Raw genomic sequence first — 21675 nt, forward strand, 5'->3', positions numbered from 1 at the left:
AACAGGCATCGCCCACGGTTGGGGGATGCCTGTCACGTTGTCGCAAACGGATGGCGGCGTGCCCGCTCCAGCGCCAGCGGGTATACATCGTCGTACAGATAGCGGCTGAAGCGGGGATCATTCCGTACCTGGAGCGGTATATGTTCGAACAACACCCGTTCAGCAACGTCGGCACCGGGTGGCTCCGTTTCCAGGTCCAGCACGCGGGCAACGTAGATATCCTTGACCAGATTGTGGTTGACGGTGTACTGGCCGATGCGCTCGATCGCCTCCAGCGTGGCACCGGTTTCCTCGTAGGTTTCCCGGATCGCGGCAGCCAGACTGGACTCACCCGGCTCCACCTTGCCTCCGGGCAGCTCGATGCCCCGCGTGCGGTGGCGGGTAAAAACCAGCCGGCCCTGCCAGAACGGAAAAACCAGTACATGCAGGGCACGCCGGTTTCGGTAGACGGCCGGGTCAAACGTGAGCGTCACCGGCAGGCCAAAATTATCGACGAACGAGTACATGATCACGGCTCCTTTTGTCCGGATGGTCACTAGACGCGATCGGCTACAGCGACGGGACCTGAAGTGAAATGTGCTTGACCGCCTTCATCGCCTGGCCGACTGCGAGCGACAGGCTGGCATAAGCGGCGCCGTTGGTGATGTCACCGATGGCGTAGATCCAATCAGCACCCACCCGCAGGTTGACGTCGGTCTGCAGATACCCGCCTTCCAAGGCAGGCAGTTGTCCCAACCCCTCGCTGTTCCCGCGCACGCCGATTCGCGGCAGGACCCAATCGACGACGAGCGTTTGCGGCGTGTCGGAGCGGGGGGAGTCCAGGGTGAGCACGGCTTTGCCGTTTTGCTCCCGGCAGTCGCTCACCACTGTCTCCCACAGCACGTGGAGAGAAGGGTGAGGGCGAAGGCGCTCCACCCACTGCGGACGGGCTCGCAGCCGATCGCTGCGGACGAGGAGGTAGAGGCTGCGGACGTGTGGCAGGAGGTTGCAGGCGCTTTCCACCGCCCGATCACCGCCTCCGATCACCGCGACATCCTGGCCGGCGACAGCGGTTCCCTGCGAGGTGGTGGAGAACCACGGCTGCAGCACCCGCGAACAGCCGACGAGGGCGGGAATCCGATTGGGGCGCACGCCCGTCGCGATAATCAGGTAGTCGGCCAGGTACACGGTCTTGTCGGTATGGACCAGGTGCTTGTCGAGATCGATCGAGCGGAGCGCTTCCCCAAGGCGGGGACGGAGTGCGCGAATTGATCGATGGGCGAGCAGTTCGTCCAGCAAGGCCGCGCCATCCGGGTATACACGCGGTGGAAAGTCCCAAATTTGGTTGTGGATGTCCGAAAGCTGCCCGCCGAGCCGATCGTTTTTTTCCACCAGGACACAGGACAATCCGAGCCGTTCACACCAGATGGCAGCAGACAACCCGGCGATGCCGCCGCCGGCGATCAGCACCTGTACGTGTTCCACACTCAGCCCCTCCGCTTCCCGTGATCGTTCCGGTTTCTATCTTGGATAATTTTAGACTACCGTTTTCCTGTGGGGAGCGCAAGTGCGTTCTGGAGGGCGGGCCTTCCGGACGGAACAGGCCGGCACCTGATCCCATTTTGGAACCTATCATCATTCTACAAAGCCAGACAAAATTGTGATAGAATTATACATATTTTTTCCAGAAAAGGTAGAATCGTCGAGCCAAACGCCACGTACAATGGGATTGAGGAGTTGACGACGCATGCGGAAGACGGATGAAGCGACTGCTCCTGCACAAAAGGGGCGCCGCGCCAGACGGAGACGACGGACATGGGGAATGCGTCTGCTGCTGGCGGGCTGTCTGATTCTGTGTATGCTGGCAGCCGGAGCCGCCTACAGCTTCACCCGGATCAACGAAACCCTGGGGACGATTACGAATGACCCGTACAAGCTGCCGGACGAGCCTGCAACGCAGCAGGCGTACGAGAAAAAGAAGCCGATTTCCGTGCTGATTATCGGGACCGACACCCGGAAATTGGGGGGCATGTTAAACACCGACGTGCTGATTCTGACCGTCGTCGATCCCGATGCGCAGCGGGTGACGATGGTCTCTCTGCCGCGCGACACCCGCGTCCAGATGCCGGGCTACCCGGGTTACCACAAGATCAACAGCGTGTTTGCCGCCGGGGAAAGCGTGCGGATTCGCGCAGAGCAGCGAGGCGAGCCGGTGACCGAAAACGGCGTCTCGCTGTTGAAAAAAACGGTCGAAGCGATGATGGGCATCCCGGTTCAGCATTACGTCCTGTTTGACTTTGAAGGCTTCACCGCAGTGATTGACAAGCTGGGCGGGGTAGAGGTGACGGTCGACCGCGACCTCGTCTATGAACTACCCCAAGGGGGCGTCTACAAGCGTCTGAAAAAGGGACGGCAGGTGCTGAACGGCGAGCAGGCTCTCGGCTTTGTCCGCCACCGTGTGGACCGGCGGGGACACGCTTACGACTCCAGCGATTTTGACCGCAACCGGCGGCAGCAGGAAGTGATCAGGGCGGTGGCCGACAAAGTGACGTCGATGAATGGCCTCAGGAACGCGTTCGCCATTCTGGAGACAGCGGGCCAGCACATCAAAACCGATCTGTCCAAAGAGCAGATCACCGGATTGGCCCTCGATTTCACCAGCTTTTCCTCGGAGCGGATCGTTTCGCTGGACAATGGCGCCGTATGGGATTCCCGCCTCCTGTACACGCTGTGGCCCAAAGAGAAGATGGATCAGGTCCGCTCCGCCCTGCAAAGCGCCATGAAGGTCACATCAGGCGCAACCTTGAGCGAGGCGGCCGTTGCCGAGTACGCACGCGCGGAACAAAAAAAGACGACAGCGCCAAGCAAACAGACGGCTGGAAACGGGAAGACGGGAGCTTCCAAACAGGCAGGGAAAACCGGCCAATCGGCTGCCGGTTCCACGCCGGCACTCAACGGCGGCAAGTCCAAACCGGCTGATTCCGGTGACGTGTCGGCCGGAAAAGGGAGAACGGACAACTCCCCAGCGGACATTCCCGCTTCGGGCGGAACGGGCGGACAGCAAACGTCTCCGCCGCCAAGCACCAGCCCCGAAGCCGAGCAGCCGCCCGCCAATCTTCCGCCGCCCGACATCATTGCTCCACCCTCTTTTGATTCGCTTCCTGCCGGGGCAGCCGGCAAAGAAGAGGGCAGCGGTGCGGTTATACACTAACAGATGAGAAAACGACATGCGGCAACCTGCCAAACAGGCTGGCTGCCCGCACCCCCTCCTCGAAGTGCCGAGGAGGGGTTTTTTGTTGGCCCATCTCTTTTCCCCTATATCCATGATGAATAGATTACATCCAACTTTGCCACGCTACCTATATGGATGTTATTGGAGAAAGGTGTGGTTTTGATGGCAAAGGAAGCTGCAGGGCAAGACTCTCTCATTATTGGTGTCGACGTCGGCTCGACTACCGTCAAAGCTACCGTGGTCGATCCCGACACCAGGGAGATTCTCTGGTCAGACTATCAGCGCCATCATACCAAGCAGGCGGAAAAAGTGCTGGAATTCCTGGTGGCGATCGGCAATCAGTTTGCCCATGTCCGGCGTGAAAACATTCGCATCTTTATGACCGGCTCCGGGGCCGGCCCGATTGCGGAACACGTCGGCGCCAAGTTTGTCCAGGAAGTAAACGCCGTAACCATGGCAGTGGAACAGCTTCATCCTGACGTCGGCAGTGTGATCGAACTGGGCGGGCAGGACGCGAAAATCATCATCTTCAAGGTAAACGAAGAGAGGGACAAGCAGGCGATCACCTCGATGAATGACAAGTGCGCCTCCGGGACGGGTGCCACCATCGACAAATGCATGATCAAGGTGGGCATGCCGATGGAGAAGGTGGGCCGGCTGCATTTCGACGATTCCAAGCTGCACCACGTGGCCGCCAAATGCGGCGTGTTTGCAGAGACGGACATCGTCAACCTGGTGAAGAGCGGCATCCCGGCGGCGGAAATCATGTGTTCGCTGGCGGACGCCATCGTCATGCAAAACCTGTCCGTACTCACGCGGGGAAACACGCTCAGGCACCGGGTGCTGCTGTTGGGCGGCCCCAATACGTACCTGCCGTTTTTGCAGGAATGCTGGCGCAAGCGCATTCCGCAGACGTGGGAAGAGCGGGGATACCAGTACCCCCGGGACATCCCCGTCGAAGAGCTGATTTTTGTGCCGGAAAACTCCCAGTACTACGCCGCATACGGCGCCGTCATGTACGGACTGCACGAGCCGGCCGAGGTGGGCGCGTACAAAGGGATCGAAGCGCTGAAAGCCTTCATCGCCCACGGACGCAAAGCCAAACTGGGTGAAAATGCCGGCCCGCCGCTCGTGCGCAGTGTCAGCGAGCTGGAAGAATTCCGCCGCACGTACAGCATCCCGCCGTTTACGCCCGCCAGCTTCTCGCCTGGGCAAAAGGTGAGGGCGGTGATCGGGCTGGACGGAGGATCGACGTCGTCCAAAGCGGTGCTCGTTGACGAGAGCGGCGCCATTTTGCTGAAAGAGTACCAACTGTCCAAGGGCAACCCGCTCGAAGACACCAAAGAGATGCTGCGGCGGATTCGCGACAAGGTGACAGGCGAAGGAGCGGAGCTGGAGATCATCGGCTTTGGCGCCACCGGGTACGCGGCGGACGTGCTGGAGAAGACGCTCAGGGCGGACGTCAACATCGTGGAGACGGTCGCCCACATGATGAGCGCCGTTCACCAGTTCGGGGATGTCGACGTGATTTGCGACATTGGCGGCCAGGACATCAAAGTGCTCTTTTTGAAAAACGGCGACATCCGCAACTTCCGGCTGTCCAACCAATGCTCGGCGGGCAATGGCATGCTGCTGCAGGCGATGGCCGACCAGTTCGGCATTCCCATCCAGGAGTATGCGGAAACGGCCTTCAAGGCGGAACTCACCCCCAAGTTTTCCTACGGCTGTGCGGTGTTCCTCGATGCCGACCGGGTCAATTTTCAAAAGGAAGGGTATTCCAAGGAAGAACTGCTGGCCGGCCTTGCCCTGGTCCTGCCGAAAAACGTCTGGCAGTACGTCGTGCAGATCCCGCGCATGGCCGAACTGGGCCGCACCTTTGTCCTCCAGGGCGGCACGCAGTACAACCTGGCAGCGGTCAAAGCGCAGGTCGATTACATCAGGGAGCGGGTTCCCGACGCCAAGGTGTACGTGCATCCCCATCCTGGTGAAGCAGGCGCGATCGGCGCCGCGATGGAGACCCTGCGCGTCGTCAAGCGTCGGGGGTATTCCACCTTCCTGGGGCTGGATGCTGCGATTGGGCTTTCGTACATCACCCGCAACGACGAATCCACCCGCTGTACCTTCTGTCCCAACCACTGCAGCCGAACCTTTATTGACGCAAAGACGCCGGACGGACAGACGGCCCGCTACATCTCCGGCTTTAGCTGCGAAAAGGGAACGGTGGAAGACAAGGAGGCGGTCATTCGCCTGACCAAGCAGCGGCAGGAACTGAAAAAACACTATCCCAACCTGGTGGAATACGAAGCGACCCGCATGTTCCAGCATTTCTACGATCCGGAACCGATGCCAACAGCGGACGAGACGGTGAACGACGTGCGCGTCACGCGCAGGTGGCTGGGTCTGGGGGGCGTGCGCAGAAAGGTGTATACGCGCCATTTTCAGCGCTCCTCGGCAGAGGCGGCAGAGCGGCGCAGCCGGATGCGCATCGGAATTCCGCGGGTGCTCAACATCTGGTCGACAGCTCCGTTTTGGCGCACCTATTTTGAAACACTTGGCATCGACAAGAACAACATCGTATTCAGCGACTACACCAGCGAAGAGATGTGGCTGGAGGGCGGCAAGTACGGCTCGATCGACCCGTGCTACCCGTCGAAGGTGGCCCAGGCGCACATCCACAATCTGCTGTTCAAGCATCACGAGCGGAAGCCGCTGGACTGCATCGTATTCCCGTGCATCACCCACATTCCGACCCACTTGCAGAACGTGATGGATTCCGCGAGCTGTCCCATTGTCGCCGGGGCGCCCAATGTGATTAAAGCGGCCTTTACGAAAGAGATTGACTTCTTTGCGACGAGAGGTGTCACCTACCTCGACCCGGCCGTCACCTTTACGGAGCGGCACATGATGAAAAAGCAGTTGTTCGAGGCGTTTCGAGACGTGCTGCAGATCACCGAGGACGAGAGCGATTTTGCCGTGGAGCAGGGATGGCGGGCGATGGACCTCTTTGACGCCGAAATGCAGGAGCGGGGAAAGGCGATCCTGGAGCAGGTGGAAGCGGAAAACCGTCTGGCCATCCTGATGATCGGGCGGCCGTACCACTCCGATCCCGGTCTCAATCACGGCGTGCTGGAAGAGTTTCAGGTGTTGGGCTACCCCATCCTTTCGATGCGCTCCATCCCCAAGGACGAGCAGTGGCTGCGGCGTTTTTTCCGCGACGACATCGAGAGCGGGCGCGTGGAGCACGCACTGGAGGTGACGGATGTCTGGCCGGAAAACTTCAGTTCCAACAGCGTGCAAAAGGTGTGGGCAGCCAAGTTTGCCGCCCGCCATCCCAACGTTGCGGTGCTTGATCTGTCCAGTTTCAAGTGCGGTCATGACGCACCGACCTACGGGCTGATCGACAAGATCATCTCGACGGCAGGAACGCCTTATTCCGCCTTGCACGACATCGACGCCAACAAGCCGAGCGGCTCGATCAACATTCGTGTGAAAACCTATGCCCACAGCCTGAGTCTGCACGAGGAGCGGCTGCAGGATCTGGCCGCGAAAAAAGCGGAGCTGCAGAAGCGCATCGAACAGAAGCGGCGGGAACTGCTCGGCCTCGACACGCAGGAACGGACGGCTGTGATGGAATCGACCGGGTTTGCGCAGACGGGCAGCGAATCGATCCCGTCATGACTATCTGAAAGGGGCGAAAAGGTATGACAACCACCACAGAAATTTCCGGGAACGAAAACGCGATTGCCGATGAATTGCGCCGTTATCAGGAAGAGCAGATGCAGGCGCTGGGATTGACAGCCAGTCGGCAGCAGTGGTTTGATCCGGTTCCCCGCCAGTTTTTGGCCAGGGACAAGGCCAGCACCACCATCCTTTTCGGCGGACTGACCATGGCCCACGACTACCTGATCGAAGGGGCGCTCTCCGGGCTGGGCTACAACGTAAAGCACCTGGATTGTCCCGACAACGAGTCGCTTCGGTACGGCAAGGAGTTTGGCAACCGCGGCCAGTGCAATCCGACGTATTTTACCGTGGGCAACCTGATCAAGTATTTGACGTATCTGCGGGACGTGGAGGGCAAATCAAAAGAGGAGATCGTCGCAAACTACCTGTTCATCACCAGCGGTTCGTGCGGGCCCTGCCGCTTCGGCACGTATGTGACGGAGTATCGCAAGGCGCTGCGCGATGCCGGGTTTGACGGCTTCCGCGTGCTCCTGTTTCAGCAGCAGAGCGGGCTGAAGCAGGCGACCGGCGGCGACTCCGCCCTCAAGCTGGACACCGCGTTCTTCCTCAGTTTCTTGAAAGCGGCCCTGTTGGGCGACATTCTGAATGCCATCGGCTATCGCATCCGTCCCTACGAAGTGGAACCGGGCGCCACCGATGCCGCGCTCGAGCGCTGCAAACATCGACTGTACGAGGCCTTGCGCCAGCGCAAATGGCTGATTCCCGCCCTGCTGGCATGCCGCAGGGAGCTGCAGGCGATCCGGGTGGACCGGACGCAGGCCAAACCCAAGGTGAGCGTGATCGGCGAGTTTTGGGCGATGACGACGGAGGGCGACGGCAACTATCAACTGCAGCGCTTTCTGGAAAAGGAAGGGGCCGAGGTAGACGTGCAATTGCTGACTGCCTGGATTCTCTACCTGATCTGGGAAGGGCGCTACGACACGCTGAAGCGCATGAGGCTGCGCGGCGAGGACGGCGGCCGCTACGGCCTTGCCGGCAAAAATCCGGTCATGCGCCTGCGCATGCTGTGGGCGGCCGACCGCGTTCTCCGCTTGATGTTTTACAGCTACGCAAAGCTGTTGGGCTTGTCCGGCTACCATCTGCCGGACATGGATGAGGTGGCCCGGGTTGCGCATCAGCATTACAACAACCACCTGCGCGGCGGCGAAGGCCACATGGAAGTGGGCAAGCTGATCCTGAACGTGGTCAAGCGGAAAGTGAACATGACGATCTCCGTCAAGCCGTTCGGCTGCATGCCGTCTTCCGGGGTATCGGACGGCGTGCAGTCGCTGATCACGGAAAAGTACCCGGATGCCATTTTCCTCCCGATCGAGACGACAGGAGACGGCGCGATCAACGTCTACAGCAGGGTGCAGATGATGCTGTTCAAAGCAAAGCAAGCCGCCCAGAAAGAATTTGAGGAAGCTCTGGCGCAGCAGGGGATCACATTGGAGAGGCTGCGGAACCTGGCAGACCGCCCGGCCTTTGCCCATCCGTTGAAGACCAGTCGGCACCGGGTAGCCTGTACGGCGGCCAACGCCGTCTACAGCCTGCGCCGCTTTCCCTGGCTGTCCGTTCGGAGCAGCAAAGAGGAGATGCACAGCGTCTAGCACGAAAAAAACGCGTTTTTTCGCCAAGCAGCGGAAAGCGCGTTTTTTGCATATCCTGATGAAAAACGATACCGGGGGAGAAGACATGAAGGAAAAAGAAAATCGCCCGACGCCCACTCAGGAACTGCAGTTGATCGGGCAGGTATTGTCGCTGATCGGGGCTGTCCTTCAATTGATCGGCTACGTGGTGGAATTGAACGACAAGAAGAAATGAGACACCCCATCGCTCGCAGCGAGCATGCCAAGGCGTACAGGTATCTGGTGCTTGTGGATACATGAGGAGAGATGTGTACCATCGACCGTCGGCGGCGTTTTCTCACCAGCCATAGCGGAGTGCATGCAAGGGGAGAATGCCCCCGAATTCTCCCTTTGCATGGATCTGTCTGCTTTTGCTTTGTTTTCGTTATTCACAACTGCAGCCGACAATGACCAACAGGATAAACAGCACGAGCACGAGGCTGAATTCGTCAAATCCGCAACCGTTGAAGATACTGCTCATCACTACCCCTCCTTTCCGCGACTATCATACTGTATGTGTGCGCAGTGGGTTTTGCCTGTACGCTCGCCCAATGCTGGACGCACCGACGAGGAAATCCCCCCGTTTGGACAACGGATGGACAAGCCGGGACAGGTCCGCGGACTTGTAGTACAATAGAAGTCAGAACAAATGTTTCCAGACGGATGGGGAGAATGCCACGCATGAAAGTCATCATTGCCGAAAAACCGGACCAGGCGCTCAAGTTGGCCAGTCCGTTTGCGCATAAAAAGAAGCAGGGCTATGTGGAAATTCAGCCAAACCAGCTGTTTCCCCGGGGGGCCTACATCACGTGGGCGGTAGGTCACGTGTGTGAGCTGGTGCCGCCGGAAGCGTACAATCCTGCCTGGAAAAAGTGGGCGGTGGAGACGCTGCCGATCATCCCGGAATCGTTTCGCCATCAGGTGATAAAGGGCAAGGCCAAACAGTTCGGGATTATCAAGCAGCTGCTCAGGCGGCCTGACGTAAACGAGATCATTCACGCAGGCGACGCCGGACGGGAAGGGGAGCTGATCGTGCGGACGATCGTGGAGATGAGCGGGGTTCGCAAGCCGATGAAGCGGCTGTGGATCTCGTCGCTGACGGAGCGGGCTGTCGTCGCCGGCTTCGCATCGCTATTGGAGGAGGAGCAGACGCGCAATCTGTACCACGAGGCGTACAGCCGGGCCTGCGCCGACTGGCTGGTGGGCATGAACGCCTCCCGCGTGTACACCATCCTGCTAAAGAAAAAAGGAATCAGCGATGTGTTTTCCGCCGGCCGGGTACAGACCCCGACCCTGGCGCTGGTGGTGAAGCGGGAAAAGGAAATCGCCTCGTTTCGGCCGGAGCCGTTCTGGGAAGTAAAGGCCACCTTCGACGTGTGCGGCAAACGGTATGAAGGCGTCTGGCAGAAGGACGGGCAATCGCGGATCAACGACCCCGAGCTGGCGGAGCGGATCGCCGCGTTTTGCCGTGATAAACCGGTACGCGTGTCGGAGGTGAAGACGGAGCGGAAAGAATTCCTGCCCCCGTACCTGTTCAACCTCTCTTCCCTCCAGGCGGCCGCCAACAAGCTGTACAAGTTTTCGCCGCAAAAGACGCTGGACGTGGCGCAAAAGCTGTACGTCAAGGGATATCTCTCCTATCCGCGCTCTGATTCCGCCTTTGTGACGGCCGAGGAGGCGCGGGCGTTCCCGGATATCCTTGCCAGGCTGGCCAGACAGCCGGAGTACCGCGGCTTTTTTCCCGCGCCGAAGTCCTCGATCGCCCAAGATCGACGCTACGTCAACCAAAAAAAGGTAACGGACCACTACGCGATTATCCCGACGGAGCAGGTGCCCACCGTGGCCAAGCTGGGGGACGACGAGCGGAAAATCTACGACCTGGTGGCCCGCCGGCTGATCGCCGCCCATTATGAGAGCGCGCTGTTTGATTACACGACGGTGGTCACGCTGGTGGACGGCCGGGCTGCATTTGTCAGCAAGGGAAAGGTGCAGCTCAGGGCCGGATGGCGGTCGGTGCTGTTCGACGAGGAGAAGGAAGAGGACGAACCGGTGCTGCCGCCGCTGGCCGAGGGAGAAGAGGGGCGGGTGTGCAAAGCAAGCGTCAAGGAGAGCAGGACGCAGCCGCCCAAGCGCTACACCGAAGGTCAGCTGATCACGCTGATGAAGACGGCGGGCAAGCATCTGGACAACGAAGAGCTGGAGAAGGTGCTGATGAAGACGGAAGGGCTGGGCACCGAAGCGACCCGCGCCGCCATCATCGCCACACTGAAACAGCGAAAGTACATCGAGGTCAAGCGGAACCAGGTGTACGCCACCCCCAAGGGTATGCTTTTGATCGATCTGATCGGTGACAAGATCCTGGCCTCGCCGGAAATGACCGCCCGGTGGGAGCAGCGTCTGGCGGAGATCGGGCAGGGATTGGCCTCGCCGCAGGCGTTCATGGAGCAGGTGAAAAAACTGTCCAGCAAGATCGTGCAGGATGCGGTGGAACAGTCGCAAAGCTGGAATTTGGACGGATACGACGTGGCGGCGATGCCGAGGCAGTCCTCTCGGTTCAGCCTGGGCAAAAAGGTGGCCGCCTGCCGCGCCTGCGGCGGCGATCTGGTGGACAAAGGGGATTTTTACGGCTGTGCCAACTACCGCAAGACCGGCTGCGGCGTGACGCTGTCCAAGACCATTTTGGGCAAGAAAATTTCCGCCGCCAACGTCAAACGGCTGATGGAGTCGGGCAGAAGCAATCTCATCAAAGGATTTCAAAAGGGCGAAGAGCGCTTCGACGCCTACCTGCTGTGGGACGACCGGGAGCAAAAGGTGCGTTTGCAGCAGAATGCTGGCGGCGAGGGAGAGCGCAAGGGCAGCATGCGCAAACGAAAGGAGTCCGGTTGAAACCGAGGCCCCTCTTTTTTCGTAGATACGTGTTAGAGAGGCGCAGTTGCAGCTGCGTTGACATTCTTATGCAAGGAGGAAAAATGTCATGTCGTTTTTCAAACGTCTGCGAGACCTGACCATGGCCAATCTGTATGCTCTGATTGAAAAAGCGGAAGACCCCGTTAAAATGACAGACCAGTATCTGCGCGACATGCAGGCCGATCTGGAAGAAGCGGAAAAAGCTGTCGCTGCCCAAATCGCCCTGGAGAAAAAATTCAAGCTGCTGTACGAGGAGCAGGAAGCCCTCGTCAAGAAACGCGACGAGCAGGCCCATCTGGCTGCGCAGGCGAAGAACGTCGATCTCGCCCGACGCGCGTTGGAAGAAAAGAAAGCGGCCCAGCAAAAGATGGAGGAGTACAAGGCAAGCTACGAGCAGAATAAACAGGCGGCTGACAACCTGCGCGAAAAGCTGGCGGAAATGCGCAAGCAGATCAACGAGCTGAAACACAAACGGGAGACCCTGGTCGCCCGCGTCAACGCCGCCAAGGCCCAGAAAAACATCAACAAGGCGATGTCCGGGTTCGACGCAAATACGGCGATGGCGGGGTTGAAGCGCATGGAGGAGAAGGCGCTGCAGCTCGAAGCGGAAGCGGAGGCCAGCGGCGACGTGTACAAAAAAGAAACATCGCTGGACGAGGAAATCGCCAAATTGAACCGTGATCAGGAAATTGAAGACGAACTGGCGGCCCTGATGAAAAAATACGAGGGGTAAACCGCTCCAGGCGGTTCCCCTTTTTCTCTGATTCCGCGAACTGCCGCAAGTAAATTTTGACGCTGTGGAGGGATGGACTTTGTCGTGGTTTGAAGTGCTGGCCATGCTGGTGTGGACCGGGGCCGGCGCCATTCTCTTGTTTGTGCTCATGTGGGTGGACAGTTTGTTCACCAAATACAAGGACATTACGGAAATGAAGAACGGGAACGTGGCGGTAACGACCCGTTTCGTCATGAAGCTGTTTGCCCAGGGCTATATCTTGTCCCGGTCGATTGCCACTTCCAACGATCTGTTTATTGCCCTGTTGGTGTCTGTGGTTTCATTTGTCATTTTGTTCATGCTGGAATGGATTGTCGAACGGCTGTTGAAAATGGCTGCGTCGTTTGATCTGGACGAGGGAACGCGGCAGGGGAAAGTCGCGTACGCATTGTTGGCCGGCTCTTTCCACATCGTCGGCGCTTTGATTTTGGCCGCTTGTCTGTAGTGCGGGGAAAGGAGGGCATCCATGAGTTTGTTCAAGCGAATCCACGGTCTCTTTGCCAAGCATGAGCCGCTGCCCGCAGAGCGCAGCATCCTCACTGTTGGGCCGGGAGATGTGGTGGAGGTTTCCCTGGTCACCTATCAGGTGACGGGCAGGATTCAAAACGTCAGTCGAAACGCCGTGATGCTGACCCTGCAGGACGGCCAGCAGATTCGCTATCTCTATATCGAAGAGCGGGAACAGGTGGTGTATCAGCTCTACAGCGCCATTGACGGCCGGCTGGATTTTGACGATGGAGTCCCGACCACGATCGAAATGGACGGGGTCTACTACCACCTGGAGGAACACTACAGCGGTCACGTGACGGCCCAGGGCAAAACCCCGTTTTCTTCGTCAGGCGAGCAGCACATCTGGCAGTTTCAATCCGACCAGCGCCATCTGCTGCGGATCGAATGGCAGGACGGCCGTTTCATGCTGTACGAGGGAGAGTTTGTCCTCTCGGCTGACGTGCAGGTCTTGCGCGGAACGTAGGGAGGGATGAGGATGGCACAGCGGTTGTTTCGAGCGGTCACGATCTTGTTGGTGCCAGCGCTCTTGCTCTTGTCCCTGGCTGGCTGCGGGAAACCGTCGGCCGGATTGGACTATCCGCTGGAATCGGTGATCTCCAAGGACGACGGGCAGTATTCCCGCGTCTACCGCGCCGAAAACAAAACAGTGCCGGAAGTGGCCCGCGAACTGGCAGAGCAGCGAGAGCCGGACGAAATCTCAAAAGAAGACGAGAAACACATGTTTCTCATCTATCCGGATGAATGGTACCACCTGCAGCAGGATCAAGAGAAGCCTTCGGACACGCTCATCGAAGTGGACAGCAAGGAGTTTGTCCGGCAAAATTACGATCCGTCGTTTCTGGAGGGGTTCATCATCGCCAGCCTGCTGGATGACCTCTTCGATGCGCACAAACATGCCACCGGTTCGTATCGAGGGTATACCACAAGAGACATCTACAAACCAGGGGGGACGTACCGGGTCCCCACCCAGCAGGAAAAAAAGGCGGCTCCTCCTGTCACCAAGCAGGGAACGGGGAGCATCATCAAGCGCAGCGACAAGCCTGCCGATCGGAGTTCCGGAGTCGGTGCGGACGGCAGCATCATCAAAAAAAAGACGGAACCGTCCACAGCGCCATCCGGGCAGGTCGGGCGGATTATCCGCAAGTCTGACAAGAAGACGACCATCTCCAATTCGACATCCACAAAAAAATCCTCAATCTTCTCCCCGCCGCGAAGCAAATCGCCTCCGCGCACGAAGGTTGGTGGCTTCGGCCGTATCACCAAACGACGATAACCTGCTGAAAACAGCGGGTTTCCGACTGAAGCCAACCCGATTGCATCGAAGGAGAAGCACGTTTCCAGGCAGAGCGACTTGTGAGCCCTGCCGAGCGGAGCAGCGATTTGCGGGAAAAAGGATCGCCACCGTTGAACAATCTGCGTAGCCATGCGGCTTTGGCGATCCCCCGCAAATCAATGCGGAGCGAGCAGTATGTGTTTCTCTGTTGGGCGAGCACGGAGCGGCTGACGGAAACGTGTTCTCCTCGCAATGGTCATTTTCTACACACTGTAACCCGCTGAGCACAGCGGGTTTTTCTTATGCCACACAAACGGGCGACCGCCCAACACCGCAGGTAGGTGAGTGTCATACAGTGATACTGGTTAGTCAATCACCTAGCAAGGAGGTCACCTTCGTTGGATTCGCAGACGAGAGTGTATTATCCGTACGTCAGCCCCTTTGACCCGTGTCCGCCGATCCGGGTGAAAACCTATGTGGTCCCCCCCAACCTGTTCATGAATTTTCAGCCCCCCGGACTGCCGCAGTTTTCTGCTCACGAAGCGCTGCGCCACGGCGTGCTCTGGCCGGCATTGTACAGTCCGTACGAGGGACGGGATCGAAAAGGGAGGGAGCGGAAGTGAGCGATCGCAAACAAGTGGACGAACGCTACTACCAGCTTCTGCATGAGCTGCAGGCGCTCGATTTCGTGCTGGTGGAGTTGTCGCTGTACCTGAACACTCACCGAGACGACATGAATGCGGTCCAGCAGTTCAACGAGTACTCCGCCAGACGCTGGCAGGTGGCGTGCGAGTTTGAGGCTCATTACGGACCGCTTTTGCAATTCGGACACAGCTATTCCGGATATCCCTGGCAGTGGCCCGAAACGCCGTGGCCGTGGCAGGTATGAGGATGAGGAGGAGAATCAAACGTGTGGATTTATGAGAAAAAACTGCAGTACCCCGTACGCGTGAGCAAATGCGATCCGCGTATGGCGAAGCTCCTGATCGAGCAGTATGGCGGCGCCGATGGGGAGCTGGCGGCGGCGCTCCGCTACCTGAACCAGCGGTACACCATCCCTGACAAGGTGATCGGTCTGTTGACGGATATCGGGACAGAAGAGTTTGCGCACCTGGAAATGATTGCTACCATGGTGTATAAGTTGACGAAAGACGCCACGATCGAGCAGTTGGAGGAAGCCGGCCTCTCCCCCCACTACGTTAATCACGACAGGGCGCTGTTTTACAACAATGCCGCCGGCGTCCCCTGGACGGCGGCGTACATCCAGGCCAAAGGCGACCCGATTGCCGACCTGTACGAAGATATTGCCGCCGAGGAAAAAGCGAGAGCCACCTATCAATGGCTGATTGACATGACGGACGATCCCGACCTGAAGGACGGCCTCAAATTCCTCCGCGAACGGGAGATCGTCCACTCGCTGAGATTTCGTGAAGCAGTGGAACTCTTGAAAGAAGAGCAGGGACGAAAGAAATTTTTCTGATTTACTGTCTGATCCACCTGTACAGGTGGTTTTTTTCTTGCCCTGATTTCCCGAAAGGTCAACGGGTCTTTCGCCATCCTGCAGTTCGTCAGTTTTCATGACGAAAAACAGTCGGAAACTCGACAAAAGAAGAAAGGATGTGCACACACTGTTCGACAGTCTTTGATGGGCGGTTTTGGCTATGATGGCATTGTTGGCAAAAGACCCGTCGCCTCCGCCAGTCTCGTGCTTGGAGGATACCGGCAGAAAGGAGCGTTCAACGATGTTGGAACGAATCTTACAGCTTCGCTCGCAGTCCATGACCATCGCGCAAATCGCCAAAGAATGCGGGCTGACCGTGGGCCAGGTGAAATACCGGCTGCAGAAGGGCAGATCGCGTTCGGCGGCCGAACCTGACTCCAGCAGCCGGAATGCTGTCCCGCCAAAGAACAAACCGGACGACGGGTGGCGGCTGCCGCCGTTTTACGGGAGGGATGTGGTCAAACTGATGGTGCAGGGGCCGACGGTGCTGTTTGTCTATTGGGAGATCACCTGGCCGCGCATGCGGATGGTCGCATCCTACCTGCAGGCAGACTACCGGCAGATCGACAAGGGGCTCCGTCTCTACGACGTGACCGACTGCTTGTTTGACGGCACCAACGCGCATTGCCACCTGGACGTGACCGTGTCACATGACGCCCACTCCTGGTTTGTGCATGACGTCCAGCCGGGGAGAACGTACATCGCCGACTTTGGTCTGTTCCACCGCGAGCGCTTCTACCCGATCCTGCGCTCGGAACCGGCAGCGACACCGCGCAATTACCCTGCCGCATGGGGCGAGCCGCTGGTGGAGCCAGCCACCGACACGCGCGTACCAGCCTGGTTTGAGAACTTTTCTTCCTATTCCCTCTATCCCAAAACGTCAAAATGAGCGAGGTGTCTGTGGTGTCAAACGGTTATCTCTCCCTCGTGCTGCATGCCCATATGCCTTACGTGCGGGATGGCGAGCGGGATGATCGCCTGGAAGAGCGCTGGGTGTACGAGGCCATGCTCGAATCGTACATTCCGCTGTTGCTGGTGTTTGAAAAGCTGCTCGCGGACGGCATCCCGTTTCGCATCACGCTGGCCGTTTCACCTCCGCTGCTGTCCATGCTTGACGATCCGTTGATCCGTGAGAGATTCCGGCGCCATCTCGCCAAAACGGTCGAGTTGGCCGGAAAGGAATGCAAGCGGACGAGCGGCAGCCCGGAGGAGCACCGCGTCGCCAAAATGTATCTGCAGCGCTTTCGGGAAATCGCCCAGTACTGCCGCAAGTGGGATTATGCGCTTGTATCCGCTTTGAAACGGCTGCAGGAGAGCGGCTGCGTGGAGCTGATTACGTGCGCCGCGACTCACGCGTTTCTCCCCTTTGTAGAGACGGAAGAGGCAATCCGCGCCCAGCTTATGGTAGGGATTGATACGCATGAGCGTATTCTCGGCCGCCGTCCCGCGGGAATCTGGCTGCCCGAGTGCGGCTATACCCCGGGGCTGGACCGCCTGCTGAAAGAGGCGGGCATCCGCTACTTTTTCACCGACAGCCACACGGTTCGCCACGCCACTCCTCATCCGCGGCGGGGGCTGTTTGCGCCGCTGTTGACCCCGTACGACGTAGCCGCCTTTCCACGCGATGAAGAAGCGTCGCGTCAAGTGTGGAGCTCTGTCACCGGCTATCCCGGAGATTACGATTACCGGGAATATTACCGGGACATCGGGTTTGATCTGGACTGGGCGTACATCGCTCCGTACGTTCATCCCGAGGGATTCCGCGTACATACAGGACTCAAGTACCACCGGATCACCGGGCGGGATGAGCCAAAAGCCATTTACGATCCCGACCGGGCGAGGGAGAAGGCGGACGTTCACGCCGGTCATTTCCTCGCCAGTCGGGAGGCACAGGTGGTGCAGGCGGCCGAATGGCTGGATCCCCCTCCGCTGATTACGGCCACGTACGACGCCGAACTGTTCGGCCACTGGTGGTACGAAGGGCCGCAGTTTCTCGATTTTCTGCTGCGGAAGGCTGCCTGCGATTCACATGTGATCAGTCTGACCACGCCCTCCGCCTACCTGGACGCCTACCCCCAGATTGACCGGGGGCGTCTGCCGATGTCGTCCTGGGGGCGAAACGGCTACGGCGAAGTCTGGCTCAACGAGCGAAACAGCTGGATTTACCGCCACCTGCACCAGGCTGAACGGGACCTGATCGAACTGGTGGAAAAGACCCATGACGATCATGAGGCACGTCCGCTGTTGCGGCGCGGACTGCAGCAGGCGGCCCGGGAGCTGATGCTGGCGCAAAGCAGTGACTGGGCTTTTATCATGGACGGACAAACCGTGGTTGATTACGCCGTCCGCCGCACTCACGACCATCTCACCTGCTTTCGCGAGCTGGTGGAGCAGATTGAGGCGGGGACGATTGATCCCGAGCGACTGGCCGCAAGAGAGCAGGCGTATCCGCTTTTCCCCGATCTGGACCTGCGGTACTATTTGCCGATAAGTTCGCATAGAGTGAACGTATCGCGTCAGTATGTGGCCGCCGGCAGTGAGCGTCAAGAAGGGCTTCGGGTGCTGATGTTGAGCTGGGAGTTTCCGCCCCGCGTCGTCGGCGGACTGGGCCGGGCCGTGTACGACCTGGCCTGCCATCTGGCAAGGCAGCACGCAGAGGTGCACGTATTGACAGCCTCACCAGGTACGGCAGCGCACTCGGAGCTGGTAAACGGGGTGTGCGTCCATTGGCTCAACACCTACGTCCCGGGAGAGCAGAGCGATTTTCTCGACTGGGTATTTCAGCTCAACCTGGCGATGACAGACGCGGCGGAACGATTGGTGCGGCAGGGATTTCGGCCCGATCTCATCCACGCGCACGACTGGATGGTCGGATGGGCAGCGCTGGAGCTGAAACAGCGTTGGGAACGGCCGTTGGTGACGACGATCCACGCGCTGGAACACGGCCGTCATCAAGGGATTCACACCCCGCTGCAGCAGCGGATTCACGAGCGCGAACAGCTTCTCTCCACCGCATCCGACCGCCTCATCGTGTGCAGCCGCTACATGGCCGGGGAGGTGAACAGGCTGTTTAGCGTACCGCATGAGTGTATCGCCGTGATCCCCAACGGCGTCGCATGCCCGCCGGCCGCGACTGCGGATGAAGCAGAGTGCATGCGCGTCGTGCGGGAGGAACTGGGGCTGGGGACGGGACCGGTCATCTTCTTTGTCGGCCGGATGGTGCGGGAAAAAGGGGTGCACCTGCTGTTGGAGGCCGCCCCCCGCGTATTGCACGAACACCCGGAAGCCGTCTTCGTTCTGGCGGGAAAAGGGCCCATGCTGGAAGAGTGGCGGCAGATGGCGGAGCAGCGGGGGCTGGCGTCTCGCGTCCGATTTCTCGGCTTTGTCGACGACGACCGCCGCAATCTGCTCTTCCGAATGGCAGCGGCAGCCGTTTTTCCCAGCTTGTACGAGCCGTTCGGCATCGTGGCGCTGGAAGCCATGGCGCTGGGGACACCGGTGATTGTGGCCGACACGGGAGGCTTGCGGGAAATCGTCCGCCACGGCGAAAACGGGCTCACCTTTTACACCGGCAACGCCAATTCGCTTGCTGATCAGTTGTGCTGGCTCCTGCACTGCCCCGATGAACGCGAGCGGCTGGTCCGCACGGCGCGTGAGGACATCCTGTGTCAATACGACTGGAACCGGTTGGCGCTTCAGACGATGGATTTGTATCGTTCATTGGGTTCAGCCTGGGCAACTTCGATCTGACCGAGAGGAGGAACGGTTGATGAAAGCAGTGATCATGGCCGGCGGCAAGGGAACCCGCCTGCGCCCGTTGACGGTCCATACGCCCAAACCGATGGTGCCGTTGTTAAACCGTCCCTGCATGGAATACACGATCCACCTGCTGAAACGCCATGGCATTACGGACATCGCGGTCACGCTGCAGTACCTTCCCGATGCCATCCGCAGCTACTTTGGCGACGGATCACGCTTTGGCGTCTCGCTTACCTATTTCGAAGAAGCGACGCCATTGGGCACGGCGGGCAGCGTCAAAAACTGCGCTGAATTCCTGGATGACCGGTTCCTGGTGATCAGCGGAGACACCTTGACGGACATCGATTTGACAGAGGCTGTCCGTTTTCACGAGCGAAACGGCGCATTGGCCACGCTGATCCTGACCAGAGTGGAGACGCCGCTGGAATTCGGCGTCGTCATGACGGACGAGAGCGGACGAATCACCCGGTTCCTGGAAAAGCCCAGCTGGGCCGAAGTGTTCAGTGATACGGTCAACACAGGCATGTACGTCTTCGAACCTGAGGTGCTTTCTTACATAGAAGAAGACAGAGAAGTGGATTTCAGCAAAGAGCTGTTTCCCGCCTTTTTGGACGCGGCTCTGCCGCTGTTCGGCCACATCGCGGAGGGCTACTGGTCGGACATCGGGTCCCTGGACGTGTATCGGCAGACGCAGGCTGACATGCTGGACGGACGGGTGCGGGTGGAGATTGACGCGCGAGAGATTGCCCCCCGGATCTTTCTCGAAAACCACGTGCGGATTGATTCGTCCGTGCGGCTGGAAGGGCCCGTGTACATCGGGGAAAACGTCCATTTGCAAGCGGGTGTGTCGGTCGGTGCCTACTCCGTGCTGGGCAGTCATTCGGTCATTTGCGCCGGGACCAGGCTGGGGCAGTCGATTTTGTGGGAAAACTCCTATATCGGCCAGCGGGCGGAACTGACAGGCGCTATTCTGGGCCGCAACGTGAGCGTCGGACCGTGTGTCCTGCTGGGCGAGGGCGCGGTCATCGGCGACCGCTGCCGGATCGGTGCCAAGGCGGTGGTAAAAGACGGGGTCAAGGTCTGGCCCCACAAGGAAATTGAGGAATGCGCCAACGTACACACGTCGCTCATTTACGGAACCAAGCAGTCAAAACGCCTGTTCGGCGGCAATGGCATCAAAGGGCTGGCAAATGTGGAGATTACGCCGGAGTTCGTAACCCGGCTGGCTGCCGCATACGCCTACCTGCTCAAGCCGGGCAGCAAAATCGCCCTGTCCGCCTGCGCCCACCCGTTTGCCCAACTGCTCAAGCACAGCGTCATGACCAGTCTCTGCTCGTCCGGAATTGACACGATCGACATCGGCATCAGCATCGCGCCGGTAAACCGGTACGCCGTCCGACAGTTTCACTGCCAGGGCGGGATTCACATCCACATGGACGAATCGGCTGAGGAGAAGCAAGTAGTGATCCAGTTCGTCGACCAGCTGGGGCTGCCGGTCTCCCGCGATTGGGAGCGGAAAATTGAAAATGCCTGCTGGCAGGAGACGTATGTCCGTTCGCTGCACCACCTGGGTTATCTGCACGTGGAACACCAGGTGCAGGAAACCTACACGCGTGAACTATTGGAGCAGATCGACGCGGCACTGATTCGGCGCCGGGGATTCAACCTGCTAATCGAGTGCGAGCCCCGCTTCCTGCCGGCGTTTCTGGCTCCGCTGTTTGGCGCGCTGGGTGTGACCGCCGTGTACGGCGCCGTCGCAGAAGGGGTCGGCAGGCACGGTGTCGATCTGGCTGTCCGCCTGCACAAAAACGGCGAGCAGTTCGAGCTGTTCACGGACACGGGGGAACGCCTGACACCGGAACAACTTATGGCGCTGCAGCTCCTCGCCTGCCGGGGGCAGCGACGGCAGATCGGCCTGCCGGTCAGCGCGCCGGAAGAGATGGAGCAGCTGGCCCGGCGGATGCAGGTGGAGGTGGTCCGCACCAAGTTGTCGCCGCGCGCGATGATGGAGGTGTCGCCGGACGAGCGGTTCCATCCGCTGTTTGATGCGGTTTTCAGCCTGGTCTGCATCCTTGCGCACCTGTCACGGGAAAAACAGCCGCTCAGCCAGTTGACCGCTCAGCTTCCGGCGTGCCACATGGACAAAACGACGGTGTTTTGTCCGTGGGCATGGAAGGGAAAAGTGATGCGTAAAATGTTGGAGGAACACAAAGGCCAGCAGCTGGAGTTGGTGGACGGCATCAAGGTGTACGACGCCCACGGCTGGGTGCTGATTCTGCCGGATACAGAACATTCCCACGTCAATATCATTTCACAGGGCGTGACAGCGGAATCAGCATCGACGCTCGCCGCATTGTTCGCCCGGAGGATAGCGGAGTTCCAGTCCCGATAACG

18 protein-coding genes are annotated in these 21675 nt (G+C 59.2%); 15 read left to right on the forward strand and 3 right to left on the reverse strand.

Annotated elements, in window-relative coordinates:
• Positions 1-32: 32 nt before the first annotated feature.
• Both KDN35_RS00665 and KDN35_RS00670 read right to left on the reverse strand, forming a co-directional pair.
• Positions 33-506, reverse strand: coding sequence for an NUDIX domain-containing protein (locus KDN35_RS00665; protein WP_171564350.1), 474 nt, complete (start codon positions 504-506; stop codon positions 33-35).
• Positions 507-549: 43 nt separating this feature from the next.
• The gene (locus KDN35_RS00670; RefSeq protein WP_171564349.1) at positions 550-1464 is read right to left on the reverse strand and encodes an NAD(P)/FAD-dependent oxidoreductase; all 915 of its coding nucleotides are present in this window, start codon (positions 1462-1464) and stop codon (positions 550-552) included.
• Positions 1465-1726: 262 nt separating this feature from the next.
• Here KDN35_RS00670 and KDN35_RS00675 point away from each other — a divergent pair, with 262 nt between their 5' ends.
• The 4 genes from KDN35_RS00675 (at position 1727) to KDN35_RS00690 (ending at position 8755) form a co-directional block, all read left to right on the forward strand.
• Complete coding sequence (locus KDN35_RS00675; RefSeq protein WP_212131847.1) at positions 1727-3190, forward strand: LCP family protein; 1464 nt, start codon at positions 1727-1729, stop codon at positions 3188-3190.
• A 183-nt stretch (positions 3191-3373) separates the two neighbouring features.
• Positions 3374-6889 carry a BadF/BadG/BcrA/BcrD ATPase family protein gene (locus KDN35_RS00680; RefSeq protein WP_212131848.1) on the forward strand — a complete coding sequence of 1172 codons (3516 nt, stop codon included), beginning with the start codon at positions 3374-3376 and terminating at the stop codon, positions 6887-6889.
• A gap of 23 nt (positions 6890-6912) precedes the next feature.
• Positions 6913-8541, forward strand: coding sequence for a 2-hydroxyglutaryl-CoA dehydratase (locus KDN35_RS00685; protein WP_212131849.1), 1629 nt, complete (start codon positions 6913-6915; stop codon positions 8539-8541).
• A 58-nt stretch (positions 8542-8599) separates the two neighbouring features.
• A complete protein-coding gene (locus KDN35_RS00690) occupies positions 8600-8755 on the forward strand; it encodes a hypothetical protein (RefSeq protein ID WP_212131850.1) in 156 nt (51 codons plus the stop codon).
• Between the two features lie 189 nt (positions 8756-8944).
• Here the strand turns inward: KDN35_RS00690 and KDN35_RS00695 are convergent, their stop codons facing one another.
• On the reverse strand, positions 8945-9040 hold the full coding sequence (locus KDN35_RS00695; protein ID WP_171564345.1) for a YjcZ family sporulation protein: 96 nt from the start codon (positions 9038-9040) through the stop codon (positions 8945-8947).
• A gap of 200 nt (positions 9041-9240) precedes the next feature.
• Here KDN35_RS00695 and KDN35_RS00700 point away from each other — a divergent pair, with 200 nt between their 5' ends.
• The 11 genes from KDN35_RS00700 to KDN35_RS00750 all read left to right on the forward strand — a co-directional run bounded on the left by KDN35_RS00700 (position 9241) and on the right by KDN35_RS00750 (position 21673).
• The gene (locus KDN35_RS00700) at positions 9241-11445 is read left to right on the forward strand and encodes a DNA topoisomerase III (protein ID WP_212131851.1); all 2205 of its coding nucleotides are present in this window, start codon (positions 9241-9243) and stop codon (positions 11443-11445) included.
• An 88-nt stretch (positions 11446-11533) separates the two neighbouring features.
• Entirely contained in the window at positions 11534-12199 is a 666-nt protein-coding gene (locus KDN35_RS00705) for a PspA/IM30 family protein (protein WP_171564343.1), read from the forward strand.
• A 79-nt stretch (positions 12200-12278) separates the two neighbouring features.
• The gene (locus KDN35_RS00710) at positions 12279-12683 is read left to right on the forward strand and encodes a DUF350 domain-containing protein (protein WP_171564342.1); all 405 of its coding nucleotides are present in this window, start codon (positions 12279-12281) and stop codon (positions 12681-12683) included.
• 21 nt (positions 12684-12704) lie between these two features.
• Entirely contained in the window at positions 12705-13211 is a 507-nt protein-coding gene (locus tag KDN35_RS00715) for a DUF4178 domain-containing protein (protein ID WP_171564341.1), read from the forward strand.
• Between the two features lie 12 nt (positions 13212-13223).
• Complete coding sequence (locus KDN35_RS00720) at positions 13224-14021, forward strand: DUF4247 domain-containing protein (protein WP_212131852.1); 798 nt, start codon at positions 13224-13226, stop codon at positions 14019-14021.
• A 398-nt stretch (positions 14022-14419) separates the two neighbouring features.
• Positions 14420-14644, forward strand: a complete 225-nt coding sequence (locus tag KDN35_RS00725; RefSeq protein WP_171564339.1) for a spore coat associated protein CotJA — start codon at positions 14420-14422, stop codon at positions 14642-14644.
• Entirely contained in the window at positions 14641-14910 is a 270-nt protein-coding gene (locus KDN35_RS00730) for a spore coat protein CotJB (RefSeq protein WP_171564338.1), read from the forward strand. The genes KDN35_RS00725 and KDN35_RS00730 overlap by 4 nt, the downstream gene beginning before the upstream one ends.
• A 21-nt stretch (positions 14911-14931) precedes the next feature.
• Positions 14932-15501, forward strand: coding sequence for a manganese catalase family protein (locus tag KDN35_RS00735; RefSeq protein WP_171564337.1), 570 nt, complete (start codon positions 14932-14934; stop codon positions 15499-15501).
• A gap of 262 nt (positions 15502-15763) precedes the next feature.
• Positions 15764-16411, forward strand: coding sequence for a DUF4912 domain-containing protein (locus tag KDN35_RS00740; protein WP_212131853.1), 648 nt, complete (start codon positions 15764-15766; stop codon positions 16409-16411).
• A gap of 5 nt (positions 16412-16416) precedes the next feature.
• Positions 16417-19272, forward strand: a complete 2856-nt coding sequence (locus tag KDN35_RS00745) for a 1,4-alpha-glucan branching protein domain-containing protein (protein ID WP_349290946.1) — start codon at positions 16417-16419, stop codon at positions 19270-19272.
• A gap of 19 nt (positions 19273-19291) precedes the next feature.
• Positions 19292-21673, forward strand: coding sequence for a sugar phosphate nucleotidyltransferase (locus KDN35_RS00750; protein WP_212131854.1), 2382 nt, complete (start codon positions 19292-19294; stop codon positions 21671-21673).
• Positions 21674-21675 lie beyond the last annotated feature (2 nt).

This window comes from Brevibacillus sp. NL20B1 (assembly GCF_018195675.1).
Classification (GTDB): domain Bacteria; phylum Bacillota; class Bacilli; order Brevibacillales; family Brevibacillaceae; genus Brevibacillus; species Brevibacillus aydinogluensis.

Excerpts from the sequence above, each read along its gene's own strand:
- KDN35_RS00750 (WP_212131854.1), top strand. The coding sequence starts at position 19,292 with ATGAAAGCAGTGATCATGGCCGGCGGCAAGGGAACCCGCCTGCGCCCG.
- KDN35_RS00685 (WP_212131849.1), top strand. The coding sequence starts at position 6,913 with ATGACAACCACCACAGAAATTTCCGGGAACGAAAACGCGATTGCCGAT.
- KDN35_RS00715 (WP_171564341.1), top strand. The coding sequence starts at position 12,705 with ATGAGTTTGTTCAAGCGAATCCACGGTCTCTTTGCCAAGCATGAGCCG.
- KDN35_RS00665 (WP_171564350.1), bottom strand. The coding sequence starts at position 506 with ATGTACTCGTTCGTCGATAATTTTGGCCTGCCGGTGACGCTCACGTTT.
- KDN35_RS00705 (WP_171564343.1), top strand. The coding sequence starts at position 11,534 with ATGTCGTTTTTCAAACGTCTGCGAGACCTGACCATGGCCAATCTGTAT.
- KDN35_RS00720 (WP_212131852.1), top strand. The coding sequence starts at position 13,224 with ATGGCACAGCGGTTGTTTCGAGCGGTCACGATCTTGTTGGTGCCAGCG.
- KDN35_RS00740 (WP_212131853.1), top strand. The coding sequence starts at position 15,764 with ATGTTGGAACGAATCTTACAGCTTCGCTCGCAGTCCATGACCATCGCG.
- KDN35_RS00675 (WP_212131847.1), top strand. The coding sequence starts at position 1,727 with ATGCGGAAGACGGATGAAGCGACTGCTCCTGCACAAAAGGGGCGCCGC.
- KDN35_RS00700 (WP_212131851.1), top strand. The coding sequence starts at position 9,241 with ATGAAAGTCATCATTGCCGAAAAACCGGACCAGGCGCTCAAGTTGGCC.
- KDN35_RS00695 (WP_171564345.1), bottom strand. The coding sequence starts at position 9,040 with ATGAGCAGTATCTTCAACGGTTGCGGATTTGACGAATTCAGCCTCGTG.
- KDN35_RS00690 (WP_212131850.1), top strand. The coding sequence starts at position 8,600 with ATGAAAAACGATACCGGGGGAGAAGACATGAAGGAAAAAGAAAATCGC.
- KDN35_RS00680 (WP_212131848.1), top strand. The coding sequence starts at position 3,374 with ATGGCAAAGGAAGCTGCAGGGCAAGACTCTCTCATTATTGGTGTCGAC.